The sequence below is a fragment of the Rhizobium sp. Root149 genome, from assembly GCF_001427345.1.
In the GTDB taxonomy this organism is placed as follows: Bacteria; Pseudomonadota; Alphaproteobacteria; order Rhizobiales; family Rhizobiaceae; genus Neorhizobium; species Neorhizobium rhizoryzae.
Genome location: NZ_LMGD01000006.1, coordinates 1 through 19,339, shown reverse-complemented (window position 1 = coordinate 19,339; position 19,339 = coordinate 1). Strand labels below are relative to the sequence as shown.

The following is a 19,339-nucleotide window of genomic DNA, read 5'->3' as shown; positions in this document are numbered from 1 at the left end:
CGATGCTGGATATCGCAAGACCCTTCTCTGACTTGACCCGCTATGCCGATGCCGAAACGGAGCGGCTCGCCACCCGTTTCCTGCACGCAGAGGCCCGGACACTTGATCGTGAGGCCTATGAGGAATGGCTGGAGCGCTTCATCGACAGGGACATCCGCTACTGGATGCCGGATATGGAGACCCGTCGCCGTGATGATAAGCGCGGCGCCTTCTGCTACGGCGAATCCGCCTATTTCGACGATAGCTGGGAGGAGCTTCAGGTGCGCGTGAAGCGCTACAATGAGCCCTCAGCCTGGGCGGATAATCCGGCCACCCGCCATGCCCATCTGATCAGCAATATCGAGGTTTTCGAAACGGATGATCCGCAACTGGTCGCGGTATGCTCTGCCTTCACCAATGTGCGCAATCGCAACGAGACCGATCAGGACATCATTCATGGCCGGCGTGAGGATGTGTTGAGGCGCTACGGCGACGGTTTCAAACTGGCCCGTCGGCGCATCTTCATCGTGCAGAACGTGCTTCTGTCGAAAAACCTCAACACCTTCCTGTGAGCGCGTCATGACCGGAAGACTGGAAGGATATGGTGCAATTGTTACCGGCGGCGGCAAGGGCATCGGTCGTGCCGTGGTCGATCGCTTCGTGGCGGAAGGTGCGCGTGTCGGCGTGCTGGTGCGGTCTGAAGACGATGCCAGCGCTCTGCTTGCGCAGCACGGGGACGCGGTTTTGCCTGTGCTCGGCGATGTACGGCGCTGGGAAGATAACAAAAGGCTGGTGGATGAGACTGTCGCAGCCTTCGAACGACTGGATGTGCTGGTTCCAAATGCCGGCGTCTATGATTTCTCAGATCGCTTCGAGACATTGGCGGGAGAGGAGTTGGAAGCGCGCTTTCATGAACTGTTTTCCGTGAATGTCCAGGGTTACCTGCTGGCGGTGAGGGCGTCGCTGGAGCCTTTGCGAGAGAGCAAAGGCTCGGTGATCTTCACGCTGTCGTCCTCCAGCTTCTATGCCGGCGGTGGTGGTGTCCTGTATGTTTCGTCGAAGCACGCCCTCGTAGGCACGGTCAAGCAGTTGGCCTTCGAACTGGCGCCGGAAATTCGCGTCAATGCGGTTGCTCCCGGTGGCACCCGCACCAGCCTTGGCGGCCTGAACGGAGCTGGCGACAACCGCTCGCTCGCCGACATTCCCGGCTTTGATGCCATGGTGTCAAAAACCGTACCACTCGGCTTCCTGTCCGAACCCGAAGACCATGCAAGCCTCTATGTCACGCTCGCATCCCGCAACGAATCCCGTTTCGTTACCGCTGAAATCATCCGCTCTGATGGAGGGTTGATGGTGCGCGGTGGCGGCCGCAAACGAAAGGAAACCGCATGACCTCCACACGAACGGCTATTGAAACGCTTCAGTCCCGCATGAAACTGCCGGTCATAACAGCCCCGATGTTCCTTGTGTCCGGGCCCGAGCTGGTCATTGCCGCCTGCAAGGCCGGCATCATGGGTGCCATGCCCGGCCCCAATGCGCGAACCACGGCCGACCTTCGCCAGTGGTTCGAGACGATTACAGCCCGTGTCGGCCCGCAGGATGGTCCCTGGGCGTTCAACATGATCACCCATACCAGTTATGGCCGGTTCGATGAGGAGATTGCTTTGGTCGAGGAGTTCCGGCCGAACCTTGTCATCACGGCACTTGGTGGACCGCATCGCGTGACCGACACTGTCCATCGCTATGGCGGCCTTGTATTCGCCGATGTCAATTCTCCGACCTATGCCCGCAAAGCGATCGAAAAAGGTGCCGACGGCCTTGTTCTGGTCTGTTCTGGTGCCGGTGGCCATACCGGCGAATATGCCATGTTGCCCTTCATTGACGAGGTGCGTTCCTTCTTCGATGGTCCGCTGATCGTTGGCGGCGGCATTTCAACCGGTCGGGCTGTGCGGTCGGTGGAAAATCTTGGTGTCGATTTTGCCTATGTCGGAACCCGCTTCCTCGCCGCTCGCGAAACGATGATTTCCGACGAATATCGCCAGATGGTGATCGACAGCCGTATGGAGGACCTGATTGCCTCGCGTGCCATCACTGGTGCCCTCGGCAACTGGATGAAGGCAAGCGTTGCGCGCGCCGGAATTGCACTCGATGCCATGAAGGCCGAAGCAAAGATCGATTTTTCGGGCGACATGCATGCCGGCTCCAAGGCCTGGAAACATGTGTGGAGTGCTGGTCAGGGTGTCGGCGTTGTGGCCGGTCTCGAGACGGTTGAAGACATCGTGGAGCAGTTTGTCGGCAGCTATCTCGACGCCGTCGAGCAGGAGCCGCAACGCAGCCATTTTGCTGTCAAGAACAGGCAGAGGGCAGCAGCATGACCATTTATCAGGAAGCTGCCGACCGCATCTGGCATGCGCGCCTTTCCGGCACCCCTTGTGCCCCGATTCGCGATCTTCTGGGCGACAGCGATGTCGACGGTGCCTATCGTGTCCAGGAAATCAACACAGCACGCCGCCTTGAGGAAAGCCGAATTGTCGGTGCCAAGATCGGCCTTACCTCCAAGGTGGTGCAGACGCAGCTTGGCGTGCATCAGCCGGATTACGGCCTTCTGTTTGCCGATATGGATGTGCTGAATGGCGGCACTGTCGCGTGGAGTGAACTTCACCAGCCAAAGGTGGAGGCGGAAATCGCCTTCATCATGGGACGGGACATCCTGCAGGCGGATGCCTCTTCCGGCGAAGTGCTGGCTGCCATCGAATGTGTGGTTCCAGCGCTGGAGATCGTCGGTTCGCGCATTGCCGGCTGGGATATCCGCATCACCGATACGATTGCCGACAACGCCTCCTCCTCGCATTTCGTACTAGGACCTTCCGCGCGGCGCGTAACGAAAGTCGACATGCTCAATTGCGGCATGGTGCTGTCCCTGAATGGCGAGGAAAGGTCCAAGGGCCAGGGCCGCGCCTGCCTTGGCTCGCCCGTCTCTGCGCTGATCTGGCTGGCACGCACCATGGCGGCGCAGGGGCGACCTCTGCAGGCCGGACAGGTGGTGTTGTCGGGTGCACTCGGGCCGATGGTCGCGGTCAATCCCGGTGACCGGTGCGTCGCGCATATCGAAGGATTGGGAGAGATCAGCGTTGATTTCGGGGAGACGTCGGCATGAGCAAGGTTAAATGCGCCATCATCGGCTCGGGCAATATCGGCACTGACCTGATGATCAAGATTATGCGCCTGTCCAAGGTGCTGGAATGCGCTGCACTGGTCGGTATCGACGCGGCGTCGGACGGATTGGCCCGTGCACAGCGTCTGGGCGTTGCCGTAACCCATGAGGGGCTGGAGGGTCTGCGCGCCATGCCCGTCTACAAGGATATCGCTATCGTCTTTGATGCCACATCGGCAGGTGCCCACAAACGCCACAGCGAGACCCTGATTGCCGACGGCAAGCAGGTCATTGATCTCACACCCGCTGCCATCGGACCCTACACCATCCCGCCGGTCAATCTCGATGCCAATCTGGACGCGCCGAACGTCAATATGGTGACCTGCGGTGGTCAGGCCACGATCCCGATCGTTGCCGCGATTTCAAAGGTCGCGAAAGTGCATTGGGGCGAAATCGTTGCCTCGATTGCCTCCAGGTCCGCAGGTCCCGGCACGCGCGCCAACATCGACGAGTTCACCGAAACAACAGCCGCTGCCATCGAACAGGTGGGCGGTGCCGACAAGGGCAAGGCCATCATCATTCTCAACCCCGCCGAGCCGCCGCTCATCATGCGCGACACGGTGATCTGCCTGACGGATGATGCCGACCGAGAGGCAATCCGCGCCTCGATCCTGTCAATGGTCGAGCAGGTAAAGACCTATGTTCCGGGCTACCGCCTGAAGCAGGAGGTGCAGTTCGAGCGGATCGGCGGCAACGCGCCGCTCTGGATTCCCGAGCTTGGCCGCCATGTCGAGGGTCTCAAGGTCACTGTTTTCCTTGAGGTGGAGGGTGCCGCACACTACCTGCCTGCCTATGCCGGCAATCTCGACATCATGACCTCTGCGGCACTGAAAACCGCTGAACGCATCGCAATCCTGCGCAACTGGGTCAAGGAGGCTGCTTGATGGCAAAGCTTTTCATTCATGATGTGACCCTGCGCGATGGCATGCATGCCATTCGCCACCAGTATGATCTCGGTCATATTCGCGATATCGCACAGGCGCTGGATGAGGCAGGTGTCGATGCCATCTCCGTCGCCCATGGTGATGGCCTGACCGGCTCGACCATGACTTACGGCTTTGGCCGCCACACGGATAGCCAATGGATCGCCGAGGCTGCCAAGGTGATCAAGCGCGCCAGGCTTGCCACGCTTCTGCTTCCGGGCATCGGCACCATCCATGATCTGAAGAAGGCCCGTGATCTGGGCGTGACCTCGGTGCGCATCGCCACCCACTCCACCGAGGCAGACGTTTCGGCGCAGCATATTGCTGCCGCGCGCGAGATGGGCATGGATGTCGTCGGCTTCCTCATGATGTCGCACATGACCGCACCCGAAGTCCTGGCTGGCGAAGCGCGGAAGATGGAGAGCTACGGCGCCCATTGCGTCTATGTGACGGATTCCGGCGGCGCCATGACCATGCGGGATTATGCCGCCCGCATCACTGCACTGCGCGAGGCCCTGAAGCCGGGAACGGAGGCCGGTGTTCACGCGCACCAGAACCTGTCGCTGGCGGTGGCGAATTCCATCACGGCCATCGAGCACGGTGCAACGCGCGTTGATTGCTCGCTGGCTGGCATGGGCGCCGGGGCCGGTAATACGCCGATCGAGGCCTTTGTGGCGGTGGCCAACAAGCTGGGCTTCGATCATGGCTGCGACCTCTTCAAGCTGCAGGATGCCGCCGACAATCTTGTGCGGCCGCTGCAGGATCGTCCGGTCCAGGTGGATCGGCAGACATTGTCGCTTGGCTATGCCGGGGTCTATTCCAGCTTCCTGCGCCATGCGGAAAAGGCCTCTGTCGATTATGGCGTCGATGCCCGCGAAATCCTCATGGAACTTGGCCGTCGCCGCATGGTGGGCGGTCAGGAAGACATGATCGTGGATGTGGCCCTCGATCTGGCGCGCAAGTCGGCCTGAGGGAGATCCCGCCCGCAAGCCCGGCGGGCGGGAGCTTCCCGATGATGTCAGGGGCGCATGCCGTCTTCGCGGGAGCTGAGGAGCTGCATTGCCTTTTCAACAAATTCCTCATCACTGAGAGGCTTCAGCGTTTTATGCAGAATGGAATCGCCCATCATCAGGCAATAGGCGAGGTAGGCACGGCTGTGGGCTTCGGCTTGCGAAAACCCTTCGGCCCGGAACAGTTCGGCAAAATATTCCAGGCGAATATGGTCAACCTCCTCGACCGCCTGGTGCGGCAGATCAACCCGTCTCCCCCAGTCGCGAATGCTCATCTCCACCTGGGCAAAGGCCGGGGAGCGTGGCATGCGCGGCAAGGCCATCAGGTTGCGCAGCCGCGAAAAGCCGGTTTCGTTGGTGCGCGAGATATTCTGGATCACGTTCAGCGTCATGCGGCGCTGCCAGTTCTTCAGCATGGCCGCCAAGAGGTCGGCACGTGTCTTGAAGTGCCAGTAGAAACTTCCTTTCGTGACGCCGAGCTTCTGGCACAGCGTGTCGATCCGAATACCGCGTACGTTTTCCCGAACGAGAATGTCTGTGGCCGCCTCCACCCAGTCGCTTTCGGTCAAAGGACTGTCCTTCAGCCTTCTCGTCCGGCTACGACTGGCGTTTGGCTGCGGAGCAGCGGCATCAGGATGGAGTGTATCGTCAAGCGTACCGGATTGCTTGTCTGGGGCGCTCTTACTCACGGCAGTACCTTCATTTGAAATTTCAGCATTCCAAACCTTACGGTATGGTGGGAAAATTTGCGAGGGACCATGACTGCAAAAAGCGTTGTTATCGTCGGGGGAGGCCAGGCTGCGGCGGTCTGTGCAATAGCTCTGCGTGAACGGGATTACAAGGGAGAGATACTCATCATAGGGGATGAGGTTCACCCACCTTACGAACGGCCGGAGCTTTCCAAGAAGCTGGTCACTGGCGAATGCAGTCTGGAAAGCGTGACCATCCTGAATGACGTTCGAGCCAGGGAGCGCGGAATTCGGCTACTGACAGGTTGCACCGTGCAAGCCATTGATCGTGCTGCCCGAACGGTGCAAACGAACACGGGGGTGTTCGGCTATGATCGCCTCGTGCTCGCAACCGGCGGCCGTGCTCGGCGTCTGGAGCAGGCGGTGGCGACAGGTTTGCCCGTCCTGACCATTCGCACTGCAGCCGATGCCGAACTGCTAAGGCAACAGATCAGGCCGGGCAGCCATGTGGCGGTGATCGGCGGTGGATGGCTCGGCCTCGAAGTTGCCGCCAGCTGCCGTCAGGCGGATATGCAGGTCGATGTTGTGGAGGCATCGGCGCGTCTTTGCAGTCGCGTAGCTCCCCCCGTACTTTCTCGAACTCTGGAGACGCTGCATGCACAAAACGGCGTGCGTCTTCATTGTGGTGCCGTCATCGGCTATGAGCCAGGCGGCCTTGTGATCAACGCAACCACGGAAATTCGACCCGATTTTCTGGTCGCTGCCATCGGCATGGAGACCAATGATGAGCTTGCCGCCCGAACAGGCCTTGCAACCGAGCGCGGCATTCTGGTCGACGACCTGTTCCAGACGGAAGATCCTCATATTCTCGCCATCGGTGACTGTGCGGCGCGCCGCATGCCAGAGGGCGGCGCGGTGCGTCTGGAATCCTGGCAAAATGCCAATCATTCGGCTCTCGTGGCCGCCTGCCAGATAGCAGACGTAACCCCACCTTCGGCAGAAATCCCATGGTTCTGGTCCGATCAGTTCGGTAAGAAACTGCAGATGGCGGGTAATCTCTCCGCAGACGACGACATCATCGAGAGGATAACCGGCCCGGACGAGCGCATGGGCCTTCACCTCCGCGATGAGGTGATCGTAGGCGTCTGGGCATTGGGATCGGTACGCGACTTTGCGCATGTCAGACGTTGGCTTGGCCAGCAGACGCGCGTCTGCGCCACCAGGCTGTCCGACCCGAGCCTGCCGCTCAAGGCAGCTCTGATGCCAGAAATCCCTTCAAGCTGAAAAGAGTTCCGGTGCTTGTCAACGAGATCCATGATGAGGGATTTCAAGTTGCGTCGGTCTCGGAGATACTTGCGTGTCTTCTGGACGCCGTGGCCTTCGGCGACGGTGTGCTTACCTTTGCCTCGCTTATTGCGGCGTGTGGACACAAAACCTTCGCCCAACTGACTTTGTTGGCAAAAACGCTCATTCCCCCAGAGGAGTTGCGCGTCAAATTTGATCCAAGCCCGGAGAATGATTGAGAGTCTTTGTGTGCTCCGAGAGCCAGATGCGAAACTTCTGGATGGCTGGGCGGGCAAAGCGGCTGCGGGTATAGGCGATATGAAAGTGATGTTCGGAGTTGACGACGATCGGCGATACCGGACGAAGCCTGCCCTGTGCAATCGCCTCGGCGACGAATTCGACTTCTGCCATGACGATCCCCAGGCCATGCTCGGCCGCTGCATAGGACATGCTCGAACTTTCGAAGGACCAGCCATGATCAAGCGGCACGGGGGGAATGTCTGCCGCATCGCACCAGACTTTCCAGTCATTATAGCGTCGCAGCGTATGGATGATGGGATAACTCGATAGGCGCTCGATATCGACAGGTCCGAAGTCGGGCGATGCGACGGGGCAAAGTGCCGTCATGAACAACGGTTCGACAATGAAATCAGAAAGTTCGCTTGGGCGGGCGCTGGAGAGAACTACGGCGTCGCTGATATTCGCATCCAGGTTATCGCCTGGATTGAGATAGAGAGATGTCACCGAGATATCAGGATGGCGACGCGCCAGTTCCGGCATGCGCGGCATCAGCCAGTTGAGAGCGAAGGATCGTGACAATCTCAACACTACGGAATTACGGCCGGTCATGGCACGCAACGCCGTATGGCCCTCTTCCAGCGCGGCAATCGGTCCGCGGACCAGTTCCAGATAGAGCCGGCCAAAATCTGTCAGCGTCACCTGCCGGCCCACCCGCTGGAAGAGTGGCGTGCCAACCAATTGCTCCAGCTGGCGGATCTGCTGGCTGACTGCCGACTGCGTCACGTTCAAATTCTCGGCTGCCTGCGAGAAGCTGCCCAGGCGGGCCGCCTCGGAGAAGGAGCGCAGAAGATGAAGCTGGGGCAGATGCATGATCCATTAGTAAGCCTAATGCAAACCGATGTGAATACTCGTTTGACCATCTGCTGCTAAAATTATTAGCATAATAGTTAAGTGATGCAAATTTAGGCAAAACGCTGTGCATTGCAGCATTTTGGAGCAGCATTTCCTGGCATGGCGCTCTCACCGACGCATTACGACCGTGCCTAGATGACAACCACAAAGGAGTTGGATCATGGAATACGGATGGGAGCCCTATCTCTCGGAGCGCGACAAGAAGCATTCGGAGCTTTGGGGAAAGAAGGAACTGAACGGCTTCGGAGAAAAACCGGCACTGCTTCTGATCGACATCTACTATTCTGTTCTTGGGCTGAAGCGCGAGGACATCTTCGAATCCATGAAGACCTGGCGCGGGTCCACCGGTCTCGAAGGCTGGGAAGCCGTCGATAAGACCGCCGAGCTTCTGGCCGTTGCACGGGCGTCCGGCATTCCTGTCATTCACGTCAAGGGCCTGCATTCGGGCGTCAATTCCTGGGGCCGGCGTAACCGCCCGAAGCCGACCATGCCGCAGGAGATGATCGAGAAGGGGCAGCAGATCGTCGATGAGGTGAAGCCGATTGCCGGGGAACTGGTGATCGAGAAGGCTGCACCCTCGGCCTTCCAGGGCACGCCGCTCGCATTCCAGCTGCAAAGCCTCGGCATCGATACGCTGATCGTCTGCGGCGAAACCACGTCGGGTTGCGTCCGGGCCTCCGTGGTCGATGGCGCAACCGCCCGCTTCCGCATGGGCGTCGTCAAGGAATGCGTCTTCGATCGCACCGAAGCCTCCCACTACATCAACCTCTACGACATGCATCACAAGTATGCCGATGTGGTCAACCTCGACATGGCAAAGCAGTATCTTGCCGGCTTTGCGAACAAAGCACCGATGCTGAAGGCCAGCTGACATCCATGCTGCGGTCCTGCGCGCGAAACGCGCAGGCCATCCCGTTTTACCGTTCGTCGCGGCCTTTTCCGACCCACTGCCGCGCGCTGCAGGGAGACTGAGATGACATTCGTGATTTCTTCCAAGCTGTTTGCCGTCCTTCTGAGCGGCGCTGTTGCATGGACCACGCTGGCGTATGCTCCAGCACTTCACGCGGCAGAGGAAAAGGCGCTGGTGGTGCGCTTCTATGATGATCCTGCAGGCTTCGATCCGGCCAATATCTTCCGCATCGAGAACGAGAACATCGCCTTCAACATCTTCAGCGGCCTGACCTCCTATGACAGCAAGACCGGCAAGATCATCCCGGATCTGGCAGAATCTTGGGAAACCAAGGACAACCTCACCTGGACCTTCCACCTGCGCAAAGGCGTCCAGTGGCAGAAGGGATACGGAGAATTCACGGCAGCCGACGTGATCTACAGCTACAAGCGCGTTCTCGACCCTCAGACAGCCTCACCTTACGCTTCGGAACTCGCCGGCGTCGACACGATGGAGGCACCGGACCCCTACACACTGATCATCCGCCTCAAGGCACCCAATGGTGGATTCCTGCACACCGTGGCGAACTACCACCAGGGCCAGATCGTCAAGAAGGAGGCGATCGAAGCTGCAGGAAACCAGGTGCGGTGGAAGCCGGTCGGTACCGGTCCCTATTACCTCGACTCCATTGATGTGAATTCGCGGATCGTGCTGAAACGGCACGAGGGCTATTACAAGGGGCCTGCTCCCATCGCCACCCTCGACTTTCACATCATCAAGGACGATGCCACCGCCGCGATTGCCTTGCGTAATGGCGAGATCGACGTGCTGATGCGCCAAAGTAAGGAGGAGCAGCTTCAGATCCTCAAGGAGGCCGGGTTCAAGATGAATCACGTCGATAACTACGCCTCCTCGCTGAAGGTCATGAACCTCTCCGATCCGATCCTGAAGGACGTGCGGGTGCGCCAGGCGATTGCCCATGCAATCGATTATGCGGCGATCACCGAGGCAATTGCGCCCTCGCTGCAGGGCACCGCAACCTCGCTGCTGATGCCGTGGATGGAGGTCTATTCCAAGGATGCGCCGACCTATGGCTACAATCCGGAGAAGGCCAAGAAGCTCCTGGCCGAAGCCGGTTATGCAAACGGTTTCGTCCTGAAGACGCTGGGCACCTCGGCTCAGGGCGTAACCGAGCAACAGCAGTTCGAGATCGACTACCTCAGCCAGGTGGGGATCAAGATGGAGCTCGAACTCGTCGACACGCCGACCTTCAACCAGCGCCGCAACAAAGGCGACTTCATGACGGCGAGCCGCCTCCTGCCGGCCATCAATCCCGACATGATCCTGTTCAGCTATCTGCACCCCTCGAACATCGCGCCCAAGGGCCTCAATGGCGCGCGCTACGACAATGCGGAACTGACGGCGACAATCGAGGCCGCCCGAGCCGAGGCCGAGCCGAAGCGCCGCATGGAGCTTTACGCCAAGGCGCAGAAGATCGCGATGACCGATCTGCCCTACCTTCCGGCAACGTCGAGCAATGTCTTCTGGCCCAGCAAGCCCGAGGTCAACGGCGTGACCATCAACTACCTTGCCCAGGTAAATTTCTGGGAAGTCACCAAGTAACGGAAGGGCTACCCGCCATGCTGACTTACAGTTTCAAGCGCGTTGTCCAACTCCTGATCACCGTTCTCGGTGTCGTAACCCTCGTCTTCTTCACAATGCGGCTCATTCCGGGGGATCCCATCTCCGCCATGGCGGGCGACAATCTCTCCGGTGCGGCACTCGACCGGATGCGCAGCCAGATGGGCTTGAACGATCCGCTTCTGGTTCAGTACCTCGCCTATCTGGCGCGGCTTGCAGTGCTCGATTTCGGCAATACGGTCACCACCAAGCTGCCGATCATCGACCTCATTGTCAGCGCGCTGCCGATCACCGTTTCAATCGCAGTCGGAACGATTATTCTGACCGTCGCGATCGCAATCCCGCTTGGAACATTGGCGGCCTACATGGCGCACAAGGGTAACCGCGTGCTGGACAATGTCATCACCGGCATTGCCATGGTGCTCGACCTGATGCCGCCCTTCTGGACCTCGCTGGTCTGTCTTCTCATCTTCTCGCTGACGCTTGGCTGGTTTCCCGCCAGCGGAACGGTGACCATTGATGATCCCGTCACGCTTCTGCGTCGGGTCGCGCTGCCGGTGCTGGTACTGTCCATGGCCCAGGTCGCGACGCTCGCCCGCATCACCCGGACCGCGGTGCTGGAGGTTCTGAACGAGGATTATGTACGTACCGCCCGCTCCATGGGCTGGTCGGAACTGCGCGTACTGTTTCGTCATGCCCTGAAGAATTCGGCATTGCCGATCGTGACCGTGATCGGGCTCAGCTTCGGCAATCTGCTGAACGGCACCGTGATCGTCGAGTTCATCTTCACCCTGCCGGGCATCGGCAACCTTCTCGTGGGCGGCATGAACAGCCGCGACTACCAGATGGTCCAGACCCTCATCGTCTTCTACGCCATGATCTTCGTCGTCATCAATTTCACGACGGACCTGATCTACCGCGTCTTTGACCCCCGCGTGCAGTTCTGATCGGAGACGTCAACCATGGCCCATATTCCGCTTTCCCTTCCCGCGCTACGCTCGATCCGGTTGGATCTCTGGCACATGCCGGGCCTGATGCGGCTCTTGACCAACCGGCGCATTCAGGTGGCCCTGCTGATCCTTATCCCGATCCTGCTGCTGACGGTGTTTCGGCCGTTGCTGCCCATTCCGGGGCCGCTGGAAACCAATCTGCGGGCGATGACCAGGCCGCCGTCATTCGAGCATCTCTTTGGCACCGACCGCATGGGACGCGACCTTCTCAGCCGGACGCTCGCCGGCGTGCAGATCTCGATGTTCGTCGGTTTTGCCGTAGCCCTCCTGTCGCTCTCGGTCGGCCTCGTGATGGGAACGCTTGCCGGCTTTTTCGGCGGCGTCATCGACCGGCTGATGATGACGATCACCGATATCTTCCTGGCGTTTCCCTCGCTGCTCCTGGCGATCGGCCTGGTCTCGGTGATGGGAACCGGAATGCTGCCCGTTGTCCTGGCCATTTCGCTCTCGGACGTGCCGCGGTTCATCCGCCTTCAGCGCTCACTCGTTCTGGGGCTGCGCTCGCGCGCCTATATCGATGCCGCCCGCACCGTCAAAGCCTCGCAGATGTGGCTGATGACCCGGCACATCATCCCGAACACGCTCGCGCCGCTTCTGGTCGCAGCCTCGATTGCGGCAGCGAACGCCATTCTCGTCGAGGCGGGGTTGAGCTTTCTCGGCCTCGGCATCATGCCGCCCGCCCCTTCGCTCGGCAACCTGATCCGTGATGGCCAGACCTATCTCGAACAGGCGTGGTGGATTTCCACGCTGCCCGGCGCCGTCATCCTGCTGATCGCCATCAGCCTGCATTTCCTCTCGGACGGCATCCGCCAGGTGCTCGATCCACGGTCGCGCAAGTAACCATTGCCACAGCACAAGGGAGAAATCTCCATGAACGAAATGCGTCCTTTCCGCAATTCGCTGCTCGATGTGCGCGATCTGCACACGCACTTCCTCACCGATGCCGGCACCGTCAGGGCAGTCAACGGGGTGTCCTTCCAGATCGGGGAGGGCGAGCGCGTGGCGATCGTCGGAGAATCGGGCTCCGGCAAGAGCGCCATGGCCATGTCGCTGCTGCGTCTGCTTGCCTATCCCGGCAAGGTCGTTTCCGGTGAAATCATGCTGGATGGGCGCGATCTGAACGGCTTGACCGAACACCAGCTGAACGAGATCCGCGGAAAGGACATCGGAACGATCTTCCAGGATCCGATGTCGTCCCTCGATCCGGTGATGCGAATCTCCAAGCAGATGATCCCGCCGATCATGCGGCATCTTGGCGTAACCCACGAGGAGGCGAGAGCCCAGGCGGTCAACTGGCTGGACCGGGTGGGCATACCGGATGCCGCACGCCGGATCGAGGCCTATCCCTTCGAGATGTCCGGCGGCATGCGCCAGCGCGTCATGATTGCCATGGCGCTGTCCTGCCGGCCGCGGCTGATCATTGCCGACGAACCGACGACCGCGCTCGACGTGACGATCCAGGCGCAGATCGTCGAGCTACTGAAGGAACTCACTGCCGAAACCGGCGCCGCCATGGTTTTCATTACCCACGATCTCGGCCTCGTGGCGCGGTTCGCCCACAAGGTGGGCGTGATGTATGCCGGCAAGCTGGTGGAATTCGGCGGCGTTCGGGAGATCTTTGCCCGGCCTCGACATCCCTATACGCAGAGCCTTCTCGACACGATCCCGCCGGTTCATCAGCAGGAGCGCCGCCGGCTCGTGCAGATCCCCGGTTTCCCTCCCGACATGAAACAGGCGGTGCAGGGTTGCGCCTTCAAGGAGCGCTGTGCCGGTGCGCACCGACGTTGTTTCGAAACCGCCCCTGAGCTTGAAATGCGGGAGCCGGGCCATTCCGCCGCCTGTTGGCTGCCCGAGGGGCTGGGCAGTGACCGCTTCGTGGAGCAGGGCCTGATCCCCGCGCTCGAGCCGTCGCAGGATCCGGCGGAGTCCCGCGTCGTGGTGGAGATCAACAACCTCCACAAGCACTTTTCTTCCCGCAGTTCCCTGCCCTGGCGCAAGCCGCCGGTGGTGCGCGCGGTCAACGGCGTTTCCTTGCGCATCAAGAAGGGCGAGACGCTCGGCATCGTCGGTGAATCCGGTTGCGGCAAGAGCACGGTGGCACGTCTCCTGCTGGGTCTCGACCCGGCGACCTCCGGCGACATCTTCATCGAAGGCATGGCGCAGATGGTGTTCCAGGACCCGTCCTCCTCCTTCAATCCCAAGATGACGCTGTCGAATATCATTCAGGAACCCCTGGTGGTGACGGGCTGGGGCACCAAGGCGGAACGGCTGGAGCGCGTGCGGGAACTGCTGTCGCAGGTGGGGCTGGATGAAAGCTACCTGTACCGTTATCCAAGCCAGCTGTCCGGCGGCCAGCGCCAGCGCGTTGCCATTGCACGGGCCCTGGCGCTCAAACCTTCCGTTGTGGTGGCTGACGAGCCGACATCCGCCCTTGATGTTTCGGTCCGTGCCCAGATCATCAATCTGCTGGTGGATCTCAAGCAGAAGCTGCGCGTGAGCTTCGTTTTCATCTCCCATGACCTGCTGACGGTGAGCTACATCTCCGACAAGATCGCCGTGATGTATCTGGGCGAGGTGGTGGAGTACGGACCGGCAGATGAGGTCTTCCGCAATCCCGCCCATCCCTACACGCAGGCCCTGATCGCCGCCGTGCCCATCCCAGACCCGCAGGCCGAGGCATCACGCATGCAGAAGCCGCTCTCGGGCGAACTGCCAAGCCCCCTCAACCTGCCCGCCGGCTGTTCGTTTGCCTCCCGCTGTCCGAAAGCCACCGATTATTGCCGCACCCACAAGATGGTGCTGAAGCCCTTTTCCAAAACTCGAGAAACGGCGTGCCATTATGCAATCTGACACATTTCGGCGCTTCGGCATTTTCGGTGGCGGGTTATTCTTTGCCATCACGGGCATGGCCGCGCCGTTCTTCACGCTTTACGCAGCTGAAATGGGGGCCTCCACCCTCGCCATCGGCTTTATCGTCACCTCACGGGCCCTGCTGCCCATCATCATCGCCATGCCGACCGGCCAACTGATCGACAGCGTCGGGTCCGTGAAGATGCTGCTGATCGGGTCTGTGCTGTTGCTGATCTCGCTCCTGAACACCGTGTTTGCGACGAGCGTTCCCATGCTGGCCGTCTCGCAACTGTTCATGGGCGCCTGCATCATCATCATGGCGACGGCGCTTCAGGTCATGGTCTCGACTGGCAACAGGGAGACCCGCAACAAGGCAATCACCACCTATTCCATGTGGATGTCCGGCGGCAGCATGGTCGGACCGCTGATCGGCGGGCTGATCACCTATTTCTTCGATCATCCGGCGGACGGCTATCGGTTCACCTTCGTGGTGGCCGCCGCGGCGACAGCCGTCTTCATGCTGCTGCTCGTCTGGCTCAGCCGCATCTATCCGCATCCGGTGCCGGCCCCCGGCGAAATCCGTTCGATCCTCTCTTTCCGTGGCGTCACCGCCAGCTATCGGCAGGGGATCGATCTTACCGTGCACAGACCGGTACAGTTCGGGCTCGTCGGCACCTTCGTCATCATGTACATCCAGGCGCTCTACAGCGGCTTCCTGCCGGTCTATCTGGATCAGTTCGGCTACTCGGCATTTCATATCGCGGCGATCCTCTCCTGGCAGGGCATGGCCGGCATGCTGAGCCGCTTCGTCATCAAGGCCCTGATGCGCCGCTTCTCGCTGGAGCGCATCCTCAGTGCCGCCGGTCTGCTTGCCGCGATCTGCGTGGTGCTGACCCCGCTTGCCGCTCCCAATGCCATCCTCACCTATCTGCTGATGTTCACGCTGGGCGCATCGGCCGGCGTCAACCTGCCCGTCAGCATGATGATCATGGTGGATGCCGTGGGTGAAAACCAGCACGGCAAGCTGATGGGACTGCGCCTGCTCGTCAACCGCTTCTCCCAGACCATCAGCCCCGCACTCTTCGGCGTGCTTGGCAGCGCCATTGGATTAACCGCCGCCTTCCTCGCGGGCGGTGCGGTGCTGGTTGCCACCATGTTCGGCTTCTCGGCCTATGCCAGCCACATGGTGCGCGCCAGCGCTGCGAATGCAGCGAGCAACCCCAGCCAAAAGGACGACTGACATGACGGAACGCATATGGGACAAGTATCTCACCGAGCGCGACAAGCACGTATTCGCAGCCTCCGGCTTCGGCGCCATGGCCGACTGGGGCAAACGGCCGGCCCTGATCATCATCGACGTGAACTATGCCTTCTGCGACGAGGAACCGAAGCCCATTCTGGAAAGCATCAAGAAATGGCGCACATCCTGCGGCGAGGACGCCTGGGAAGCCATTCCCGTGCTTCAGAAGCTGATCGGCGTGTGCCGCGCCAAGGGAATCCCGGTGATCTACACCACCGGCATCCGGCGCGCCGACAACTGGGACTCCGGTTCCTGGAGCTGGAAATCCAGCCGCCGCGGGGAAACGCCGGTGGCGGAGGTGAGCAATCGCGACGGAAACGACATCGTCGATGAGATCGCACCCGGACCCAGCGATATCGTGGTGCGCAAGCAGAAGCCCTCAGGCTTTGCCGGCACGCCGCTGCAATCCTATCTGCAATTGCTGGGCTGCGACAGCCTGCTCGTCACCGGGACCACCACATCCGGCTGCGTGCGCGCCACCGTTCTCGACGCGTTTTCGCAGAATTTCCGGCTGACCGTGGTCGAGGATGGCTGCTTCGACCGAAGCCAGGCCAGCCACGCCATCAACCTGTGCGACATGCACGCGAAATACGCCAATGTGCGTCCGAGTGGCGAGGTCCTGGATTACCTTGCCACTCTAGACGACGGCATGTTCGATCTGCCGTCCGGCAACGGCATGACAACCAGAATGGCTGCCGAATGACATCTGGCCTCGTCCGCCCGGCCGGGCGAGGCTCTCCCTCATTCCCACATCAAAAGGAAAACGCGGATGACCCCCGATCGCTTCGAGGACCACGCCTGGGCGGATATCGTTCCCGCCGACCTGATCGAACTTTATGCCCCTTATCAGCGCGAAACCTTTGTCGGACCACGTCCGGCACTCGTGCTGATCGATCTCTACAACCTGGCCTACCGGGGAGGTGCGGTGCCGCCCGCGAGCCTGTTGGGCCAGTATCCGAGCAGCTGCGGCATCTATGCGCATCGGGCGATCGAGCCGACGAAACGGCTGATCGCGGCAGCGCGCGCGGCGGGCGTGCCGATCTTCTACTGTACCTCCGACCACCGTCCCATGGCCTCCCCGAAGGGCGTTGGGGCCACGCGGCGCAAGAAGCCTGCCGCCGCCGAGCGCTTGCCGGACGACTTCGAGATCTGGCAGGATTTTGCGCCCCAGGATGGCGACATCATCATCCGCAAGCAGCGCGCCAGCATCTTTCAGGGAACACCGCTGGTCTCGCACCTGAATCTCTTGGGCGTACAGAGCCTAATCGTCTGCGGTGAAAGCACCAGCGGCTGCGTCCGGGCAAGCTGCGTCGATGGTTATTCCAACGGGCTGCATGTGAGCCTTGTCGAGGAATGCACCTATGACCGGCATGAACTGGTCCACAAGATGAACCTGTTCGATCTGCATCACAAATATGCCGACGTGATGCATGTAGAAGAGGTGGTCGCGCACCTGACGTCGCTTGAACCGACCCGGATGGCGGCAGAATAAGGTGCTGCGAACGGGCGTACCAAGCGAAGATCGATGTCCATTGCGAGACCATCCCCATGACCTCACCTGATACGACGACGGATGTCGAGCCGACGCCCTCTCCAGCCGTGCGCAACGGAACGTTTTCGGCGCTCCGCTACCGCAACTACCGTCTGTTCTGGTATGGCAATTCGATCTCTTTCGTCGGCGACTGGCTGGACCAGATTGCGCTGAACTGGTTGGTGATTTCGACGACCAACGACCCGGTGATGCTCGGCCTCGTCAACCTGTGCCGGGGGCTGCCGATCATGCTGTTTGCGATGTTCGGCGGCGTCGTGGCGGACCGGATCGATCGACGGACTATGCTCATCTGGACGCAGGCGCTCGCCATGTGCGTCGCCATTGGTCTTGCCTGCGTCGTGGCATTTTTCAACGCCTCGATCTGGCTCATCCTGGTGCTGGCGGTTTGCCGTGGCATGATCGTGTCGTTCAACCTGCCGGCCCGCCATTCGCTTGTCTATCAGCTGGTACCGCACGCTGCGATGGCCAGTGCGGTCTCACTGAATTCCATCACGCTCAACCTTGCCAAGATCATCGGACCGCTCGCCTCGGCAGCCCTGATCGCGAGCTTCGGCATCACGACCTGCTTCATCGCCAATGCTTTGAGCTTCACGGTGGTGATGGCGATGCTGCTGATGCTCGATCTGCCGCCGCAGAAGGTGACGCGCAAGCAGGAAAGCTTCCTGGCGAGCCTCACCGGCGGGTTTGCCTATATGGGCCGCGAGCCGATCTTGCTGATGCTGGTTCTCGTGGCCCTGGTTCCGACCTTCTTCTGCCAGCCCTATATCCAATTCCTTGCGGTTTTTGCCGCTCAGGTCTTTCATACTGGTGCCAGCGGCCTTGGCCTGATGACGGCACTTGCGGCGGCCGGATCGATCTGCGGTGGCCTGCTGGCAAGCCGCTTGCAACGCGATGCACGGCGTGGTTCGACCATGCTGATTTTCATGGCAGGCTTCGGCGCCTCGCTGATCCTGTTCTCAATGGCGCCAACGATGTATGTGGCGATTCCGGTGCTGTTTGCCGCGGGCGCGATGCACATTGCCTACAATTCGTCGAACAACACCATTCTGCAGCTGACCGTGGACGATGCCTATCGGGGCAGGGTCCTGTCATCCCTCTTCATGACGCGTGGTCTGATGCCGCTGGGAACGGCCACCATGGCGCTTCTCTCGACTGTGACAGGACCGCGGCTTGCCATGGCGTTGATGGCTTTCGTCGTTGTCGCCTTTGCCGCCATCTTGTGGATGAGAATGCCGAAGTTGCGTGCGCTCAGGGTTTGAGCTGTAAGAGCGGCTGTCGAAGATTGATCCAAACGTGACACAAGCGGGATAACGTGGCGCATGATCATCTCGAGCTTGGCGAGGCACTTCGGGCCGCCCGTGACAGCTTTACCGATCTCGTATCCGCAAATGCAGCCTCGCGCAGCTGGGACGGATTGACCGCCAGTATGGCGGCAGTCAGGTGATTGCCCCAGGCTGTCGTCATCTTCTACGAGCGGAATTTTGTTCCGCTCGTTACCTCGCAAGTATCAGAGTGCAGCGGGCAACGGTCCCAGTTTGCTAGATCCAAGGATGCGAATGATATTTGCCATGGCTCATGTGGTATTTCCTCACTCGATCAGGCGTGATGCCCTGCCACTGCGCCTTTGAGCGTGGTTATAATACTCTGACGCCTGCTGCACTGAGCGGTGTCTTGACTGCTCCATGGCTTCCGGTAGCGGAATGCCGCGATTGGCTGCTTCGGTGAGATAACCGGAGCGCAGGCCATGGGCGGAGAATTCTGTAGGATCGAGACCGGCCATTGCAGCGCGCTGCTTGACGATATCGCTGATCGCCTTCGGATCTAGCGCACGGGCTGAGACATTGCC

At 60.4% G+C, this 19,339-nt stretch carries 20 protein-coding genes; 17 read left to right on the top strand and 3 right to left on the bottom strand.

The window, feature by feature from the left end; genetic code table 11:
• The first annotated feature begins 2 nt into the window (after nucleotides 1–2).
• Genes ASD54_RS05935 through dmpG form a run of 6 tightly spaced genes read left to right on the top strand, consistent with a single transcriptional unit; the run spans nucleotide 3 to nucleotide 5,087 of the window.
• Nucleotides 3–551: a 3-phenylpropionate/cinnamic acid dioxygenase subunit beta gene (locus tag ASD54_RS05935; RefSeq protein ID WP_082547105.1), complete on the top strand. Its 549-nt coding sequence runs from the start codon at nucleotides 3–5 to the stop codon at nucleotides 549–551.
• 7 nt (nucleotides 552–558) lie between these two features.
• Nucleotides 559–1,371, top strand: coding sequence for a 3-(cis-5,6-dihydroxycyclohexa-1,3-dien-1-yl)propanoate dehydrogenase (hcaB, locus tag ASD54_RS05930; protein ID WP_062553703.1), 813 nt, complete (start codon nucleotides 559–561; stop codon nucleotides 1,369–1,371).
• On the top strand, nucleotides 1,368–2,354 hold the full coding sequence (locus tag ASD54_RS05925) for a nitronate monooxygenase (protein WP_062553702.1): 987 nt from the start codon (nucleotides 1,368–1,370) through the stop codon (nucleotides 2,352–2,354). Before hcaB ends, ASD54_RS05925 begins: the two co-directional genes overlap by 4 nt.
• Nucleotides 2,351–3,136 (top strand): fumarylacetoacetate hydrolase family protein, encoded by a 786-nt coding sequence (locus tag ASD54_RS05920; RefSeq protein WP_062553701.1) that lies wholly within the window; start codon nucleotides 2,351–2,353, stop codon nucleotides 3,134–3,136. Before ASD54_RS05925 ends, ASD54_RS05920 begins: the two co-directional genes overlap by 4 nt.
• Nucleotides 3,133–4,077, top strand: coding sequence for an acetaldehyde dehydrogenase (acetylating) (locus ASD54_RS05915; RefSeq protein WP_062553700.1), 945 nt, complete (start codon nucleotides 3,133–3,135; stop codon nucleotides 4,075–4,077). The genes ASD54_RS05920 and ASD54_RS05915 overlap by 4 nt, the downstream gene beginning before the upstream one ends.
• On the top strand, nucleotides 4,077–5,087 hold the full coding sequence (dmpG, locus tag ASD54_RS05910; protein ID WP_062553699.1) for a 4-hydroxy-2-oxovalerate aldolase: 1,011 nt from the start codon (nucleotides 4,077–4,079) through the stop codon (nucleotides 5,085–5,087). Before ASD54_RS05915 ends, dmpG begins: the two co-directional genes overlap by 1 nt.
• A 47-nt stretch (nucleotides 5,088–5,134) precedes the next feature.
• Here the strand turns inward: dmpG and ASD54_RS05905 are convergent, their stop codons facing one another.
• Entirely contained in the window at nucleotides 5,135–5,815 is a 681-nt protein-coding gene (locus ASD54_RS05905) for a TetR/AcrR family transcriptional regulator (protein WP_062553698.1), read from the bottom strand.
• A 69-nt stretch (nucleotides 5,816–5,884) separates the two neighbouring features.
• On the opposite strand from ASD54_RS05905, the gene ASD54_RS05900 reads away from it, so the two are divergent.
• Nucleotides 5,885–7,099, top strand: coding sequence for an FAD-dependent oxidoreductase (locus ASD54_RS05900; protein ID WP_062553697.1), 1,215 nt, complete (start codon nucleotides 5,885–5,887; stop codon nucleotides 7,097–7,099).
• A 207-nt stretch (nucleotides 7,100–7,306) separates the two neighbouring features.
• On the opposite strand, the gene ASD54_RS05895 is transcribed toward ASD54_RS05900, so the two are convergent.
• A complete protein-coding gene (locus tag ASD54_RS05895) occupies nucleotides 7,307–8,209 on the bottom strand; it encodes a LysR substrate-binding domain-containing protein (protein ID WP_062553696.1) in 903 nt (300 codons plus the stop codon).
• A gap of 202 nt (nucleotides 8,210–8,411) precedes the next feature.
• Here ASD54_RS05895 and ASD54_RS05890 point away from each other — a divergent pair, with 202 nt between their 5' ends.
• From ASD54_RS05890 to ASD54_RS27420, 10 genes are all read left to right on the top strand, one after another.
• Nucleotides 8,412–9,122, top strand: coding sequence for an isochorismatase family protein (locus ASD54_RS05890; protein ID WP_062553695.1), 711 nt, complete (start codon nucleotides 8,412–8,414; stop codon nucleotides 9,120–9,122).
• Nucleotides 9,123–9,224: 102 nt separating this feature from the next.
• Nucleotides 9,225–10,763, top strand: coding sequence for an ABC transporter substrate-binding protein (locus tag ASD54_RS05885; RefSeq protein WP_062553694.1), 1,539 nt, complete (start codon nucleotides 9,225–9,227; stop codon nucleotides 10,761–10,763).
• 17 nt (nucleotides 10,764–10,780) lie between these two features.
• Nucleotides 10,781–11,728 (top strand): ABC transporter permease, encoded by a 948-nt coding sequence (locus ASD54_RS05880; RefSeq protein ID WP_062553693.1) that lies wholly within the window; start codon nucleotides 10,781–10,783, stop codon nucleotides 11,726–11,728.
• A gap of 15 nt (nucleotides 11,729–11,743) precedes the next feature.
• On the top strand, nucleotides 11,744–12,631 hold the full coding sequence (locus ASD54_RS05875; RefSeq protein ID WP_062553692.1) for an ABC transporter permease: 888 nt from the start codon (nucleotides 11,744–11,746) through the stop codon (nucleotides 12,629–12,631).
• A gap of 30 nt (nucleotides 12,632–12,661) precedes the next feature.
• Nucleotides 12,662–14,641: an ABC transporter ATP-binding protein gene (locus ASD54_RS05870; protein ID WP_082547104.1), complete on the top strand. Its 1,980-nt coding sequence runs from the start codon at nucleotides 12,662–12,664 to the stop codon at nucleotides 14,639–14,641.
• Complete coding sequence (locus ASD54_RS05865; protein WP_062553691.1) at nucleotides 14,631–15,881, top strand: MFS transporter; 1,251 nt, start codon at nucleotides 14,631–14,633, stop codon at nucleotides 15,879–15,881. The genes ASD54_RS05870 and ASD54_RS05865 overlap by 11 nt, the downstream gene beginning before the upstream one ends.
• Nucleotide 15,882: 1 nt before the next feature.
• Entirely contained in the window at nucleotides 15,883–16,644 is a 762-nt protein-coding gene (locus ASD54_RS05860) for an isochorismatase family protein (RefSeq protein ID WP_062553690.1), read from the top strand.
• A gap of 66 nt (nucleotides 16,645–16,710) precedes the next feature.
• Nucleotides 16,711–17,433, top strand: coding sequence for an isochorismatase family protein (locus ASD54_RS05855; protein WP_062553689.1), 723 nt, complete (start codon nucleotides 16,711–16,713; stop codon nucleotides 17,431–17,433).
• Nucleotides 17,434–17,489: 56 nt separating this feature from the next.
• Nucleotides 17,490–18,752, top strand: a complete 1,263-nt coding sequence (locus ASD54_RS05850; protein ID WP_062553688.1) for an MFS transporter — start codon at nucleotides 17,490–17,492, stop codon at nucleotides 18,750–18,752.
• Nucleotides 18,753–18,805: 53 nt separating this feature from the next.
• Nucleotides 18,806–18,937, top strand: coding sequence for a hypothetical protein (locus ASD54_RS27420; RefSeq protein ID WP_280139166.1), 132 nt, complete (start codon nucleotides 18,806–18,808; stop codon nucleotides 18,935–18,937).
• Nucleotides 18,938–19,081: 144 nt separating this feature from the next.
• On the opposite strand, the gene ASD54_RS05845 is transcribed toward ASD54_RS27420, so the two are convergent.
• On the bottom strand, nucleotides 19,082–19,339 hold a 258-nt coding region (locus tag ASD54_RS05845), incomplete at its 5' end, for a tyrosine-type recombinase/integrase (protein WP_156379095.1).

Excerpts from the sequence above, each read along its gene's own strand:
- ASD54_RS05855 (WP_062553689.1), top strand. The coding sequence starts at position 16,711 with ATGACCCCCGATCGCTTCGAGGACCACGCCTGGGCGGATATCGTTCCC.
- ASD54_RS05870 (WP_082547104.1), top strand. The coding sequence starts at position 12,662 with ATGAACGAAATGCGTCCTTTCCGCAATTCGCTGCTCGATGTGCGCGAT.
- ASD54_RS05925 (WP_062553702.1), top strand. The coding sequence starts at position 1,368 with ATGACCTCCACACGAACGGCTATTGAAACGCTTCAGTCCCGCATGAAA.
- ASD54_RS05880 (WP_062553693.1), top strand. The coding sequence starts at position 10,781 with ATGCTGACTTACAGTTTCAAGCGCGTTGTCCAACTCCTGATCACCGTT.
- ASD54_RS05875 (WP_062553692.1), top strand. The coding sequence starts at position 11,744 with ATGGCCCATATTCCGCTTTCCCTTCCCGCGCTACGCTCGATCCGGTTG.
- ASD54_RS05850 (WP_062553688.1), top strand. The coding sequence starts at position 17,490 with ATGACCTCACCTGATACGACGACGGATGTCGAGCCGACGCCCTCTCCA.
- ASD54_RS05935 (WP_082547105.1), top strand. The coding sequence starts at position 3 with ATGCTGGATATCGCAAGACCCTTCTCTGACTTGACCCGCTATGCCGAT.
- hcaB (WP_062553703.1), top strand. The coding sequence starts at position 559 with ATGACCGGAAGACTGGAAGGATATGGTGCAATTGTTACCGGCGGCGGC.
- ASD54_RS05915 (WP_062553700.1), top strand. The coding sequence starts at position 3,133 with ATGAGCAAGGTTAAATGCGCCATCATCGGCTCGGGCAATATCGGCACT.
- ASD54_RS05865 (WP_062553691.1), top strand. The coding sequence starts at position 14,631 with ATGCAATCTGACACATTTCGGCGCTTCGGCATTTTCGGTGGCGGGTTA.
- ASD54_RS05860 (WP_062553690.1), top strand. The coding sequence starts at position 15,883 with ATGACGGAACGCATATGGGACAAGTATCTCACCGAGCGCGACAAGCAC.
- dmpG (WP_062553699.1), top strand. The coding sequence starts at position 4,077 with ATGGCAAAGCTTTTCATTCATGATGTGACCCTGCGCGATGGCATGCAT.
- ASD54_RS05890 (WP_062553695.1), top strand. The coding sequence starts at position 8,412 with ATGGAATACGGATGGGAGCCCTATCTCTCGGAGCGCGACAAGAAGCAT.
- ASD54_RS05895 (WP_062553696.1), bottom strand. The coding sequence starts at position 8,209 with ATGCATCTGCCCCAGCTTCATCTTCTGCGCTCCTTCTCCGAGGCGGCC.
- ASD54_RS05885 (WP_062553694.1), top strand. The coding sequence starts at position 9,225 with ATGACATTCGTGATTTCTTCCAAGCTGTTTGCCGTCCTTCTGAGCGGC.
- ASD54_RS05920 (WP_062553701.1), top strand. The coding sequence starts at position 2,351 with ATGACCATTTATCAGGAAGCTGCCGACCGCATCTGGCATGCGCGCCTT.
- ASD54_RS05900 (WP_062553697.1), top strand. The coding sequence starts at position 5,885 with ATGACTGCAAAAAGCGTTGTTATCGTCGGGGGAGGCCAGGCTGCGGCG.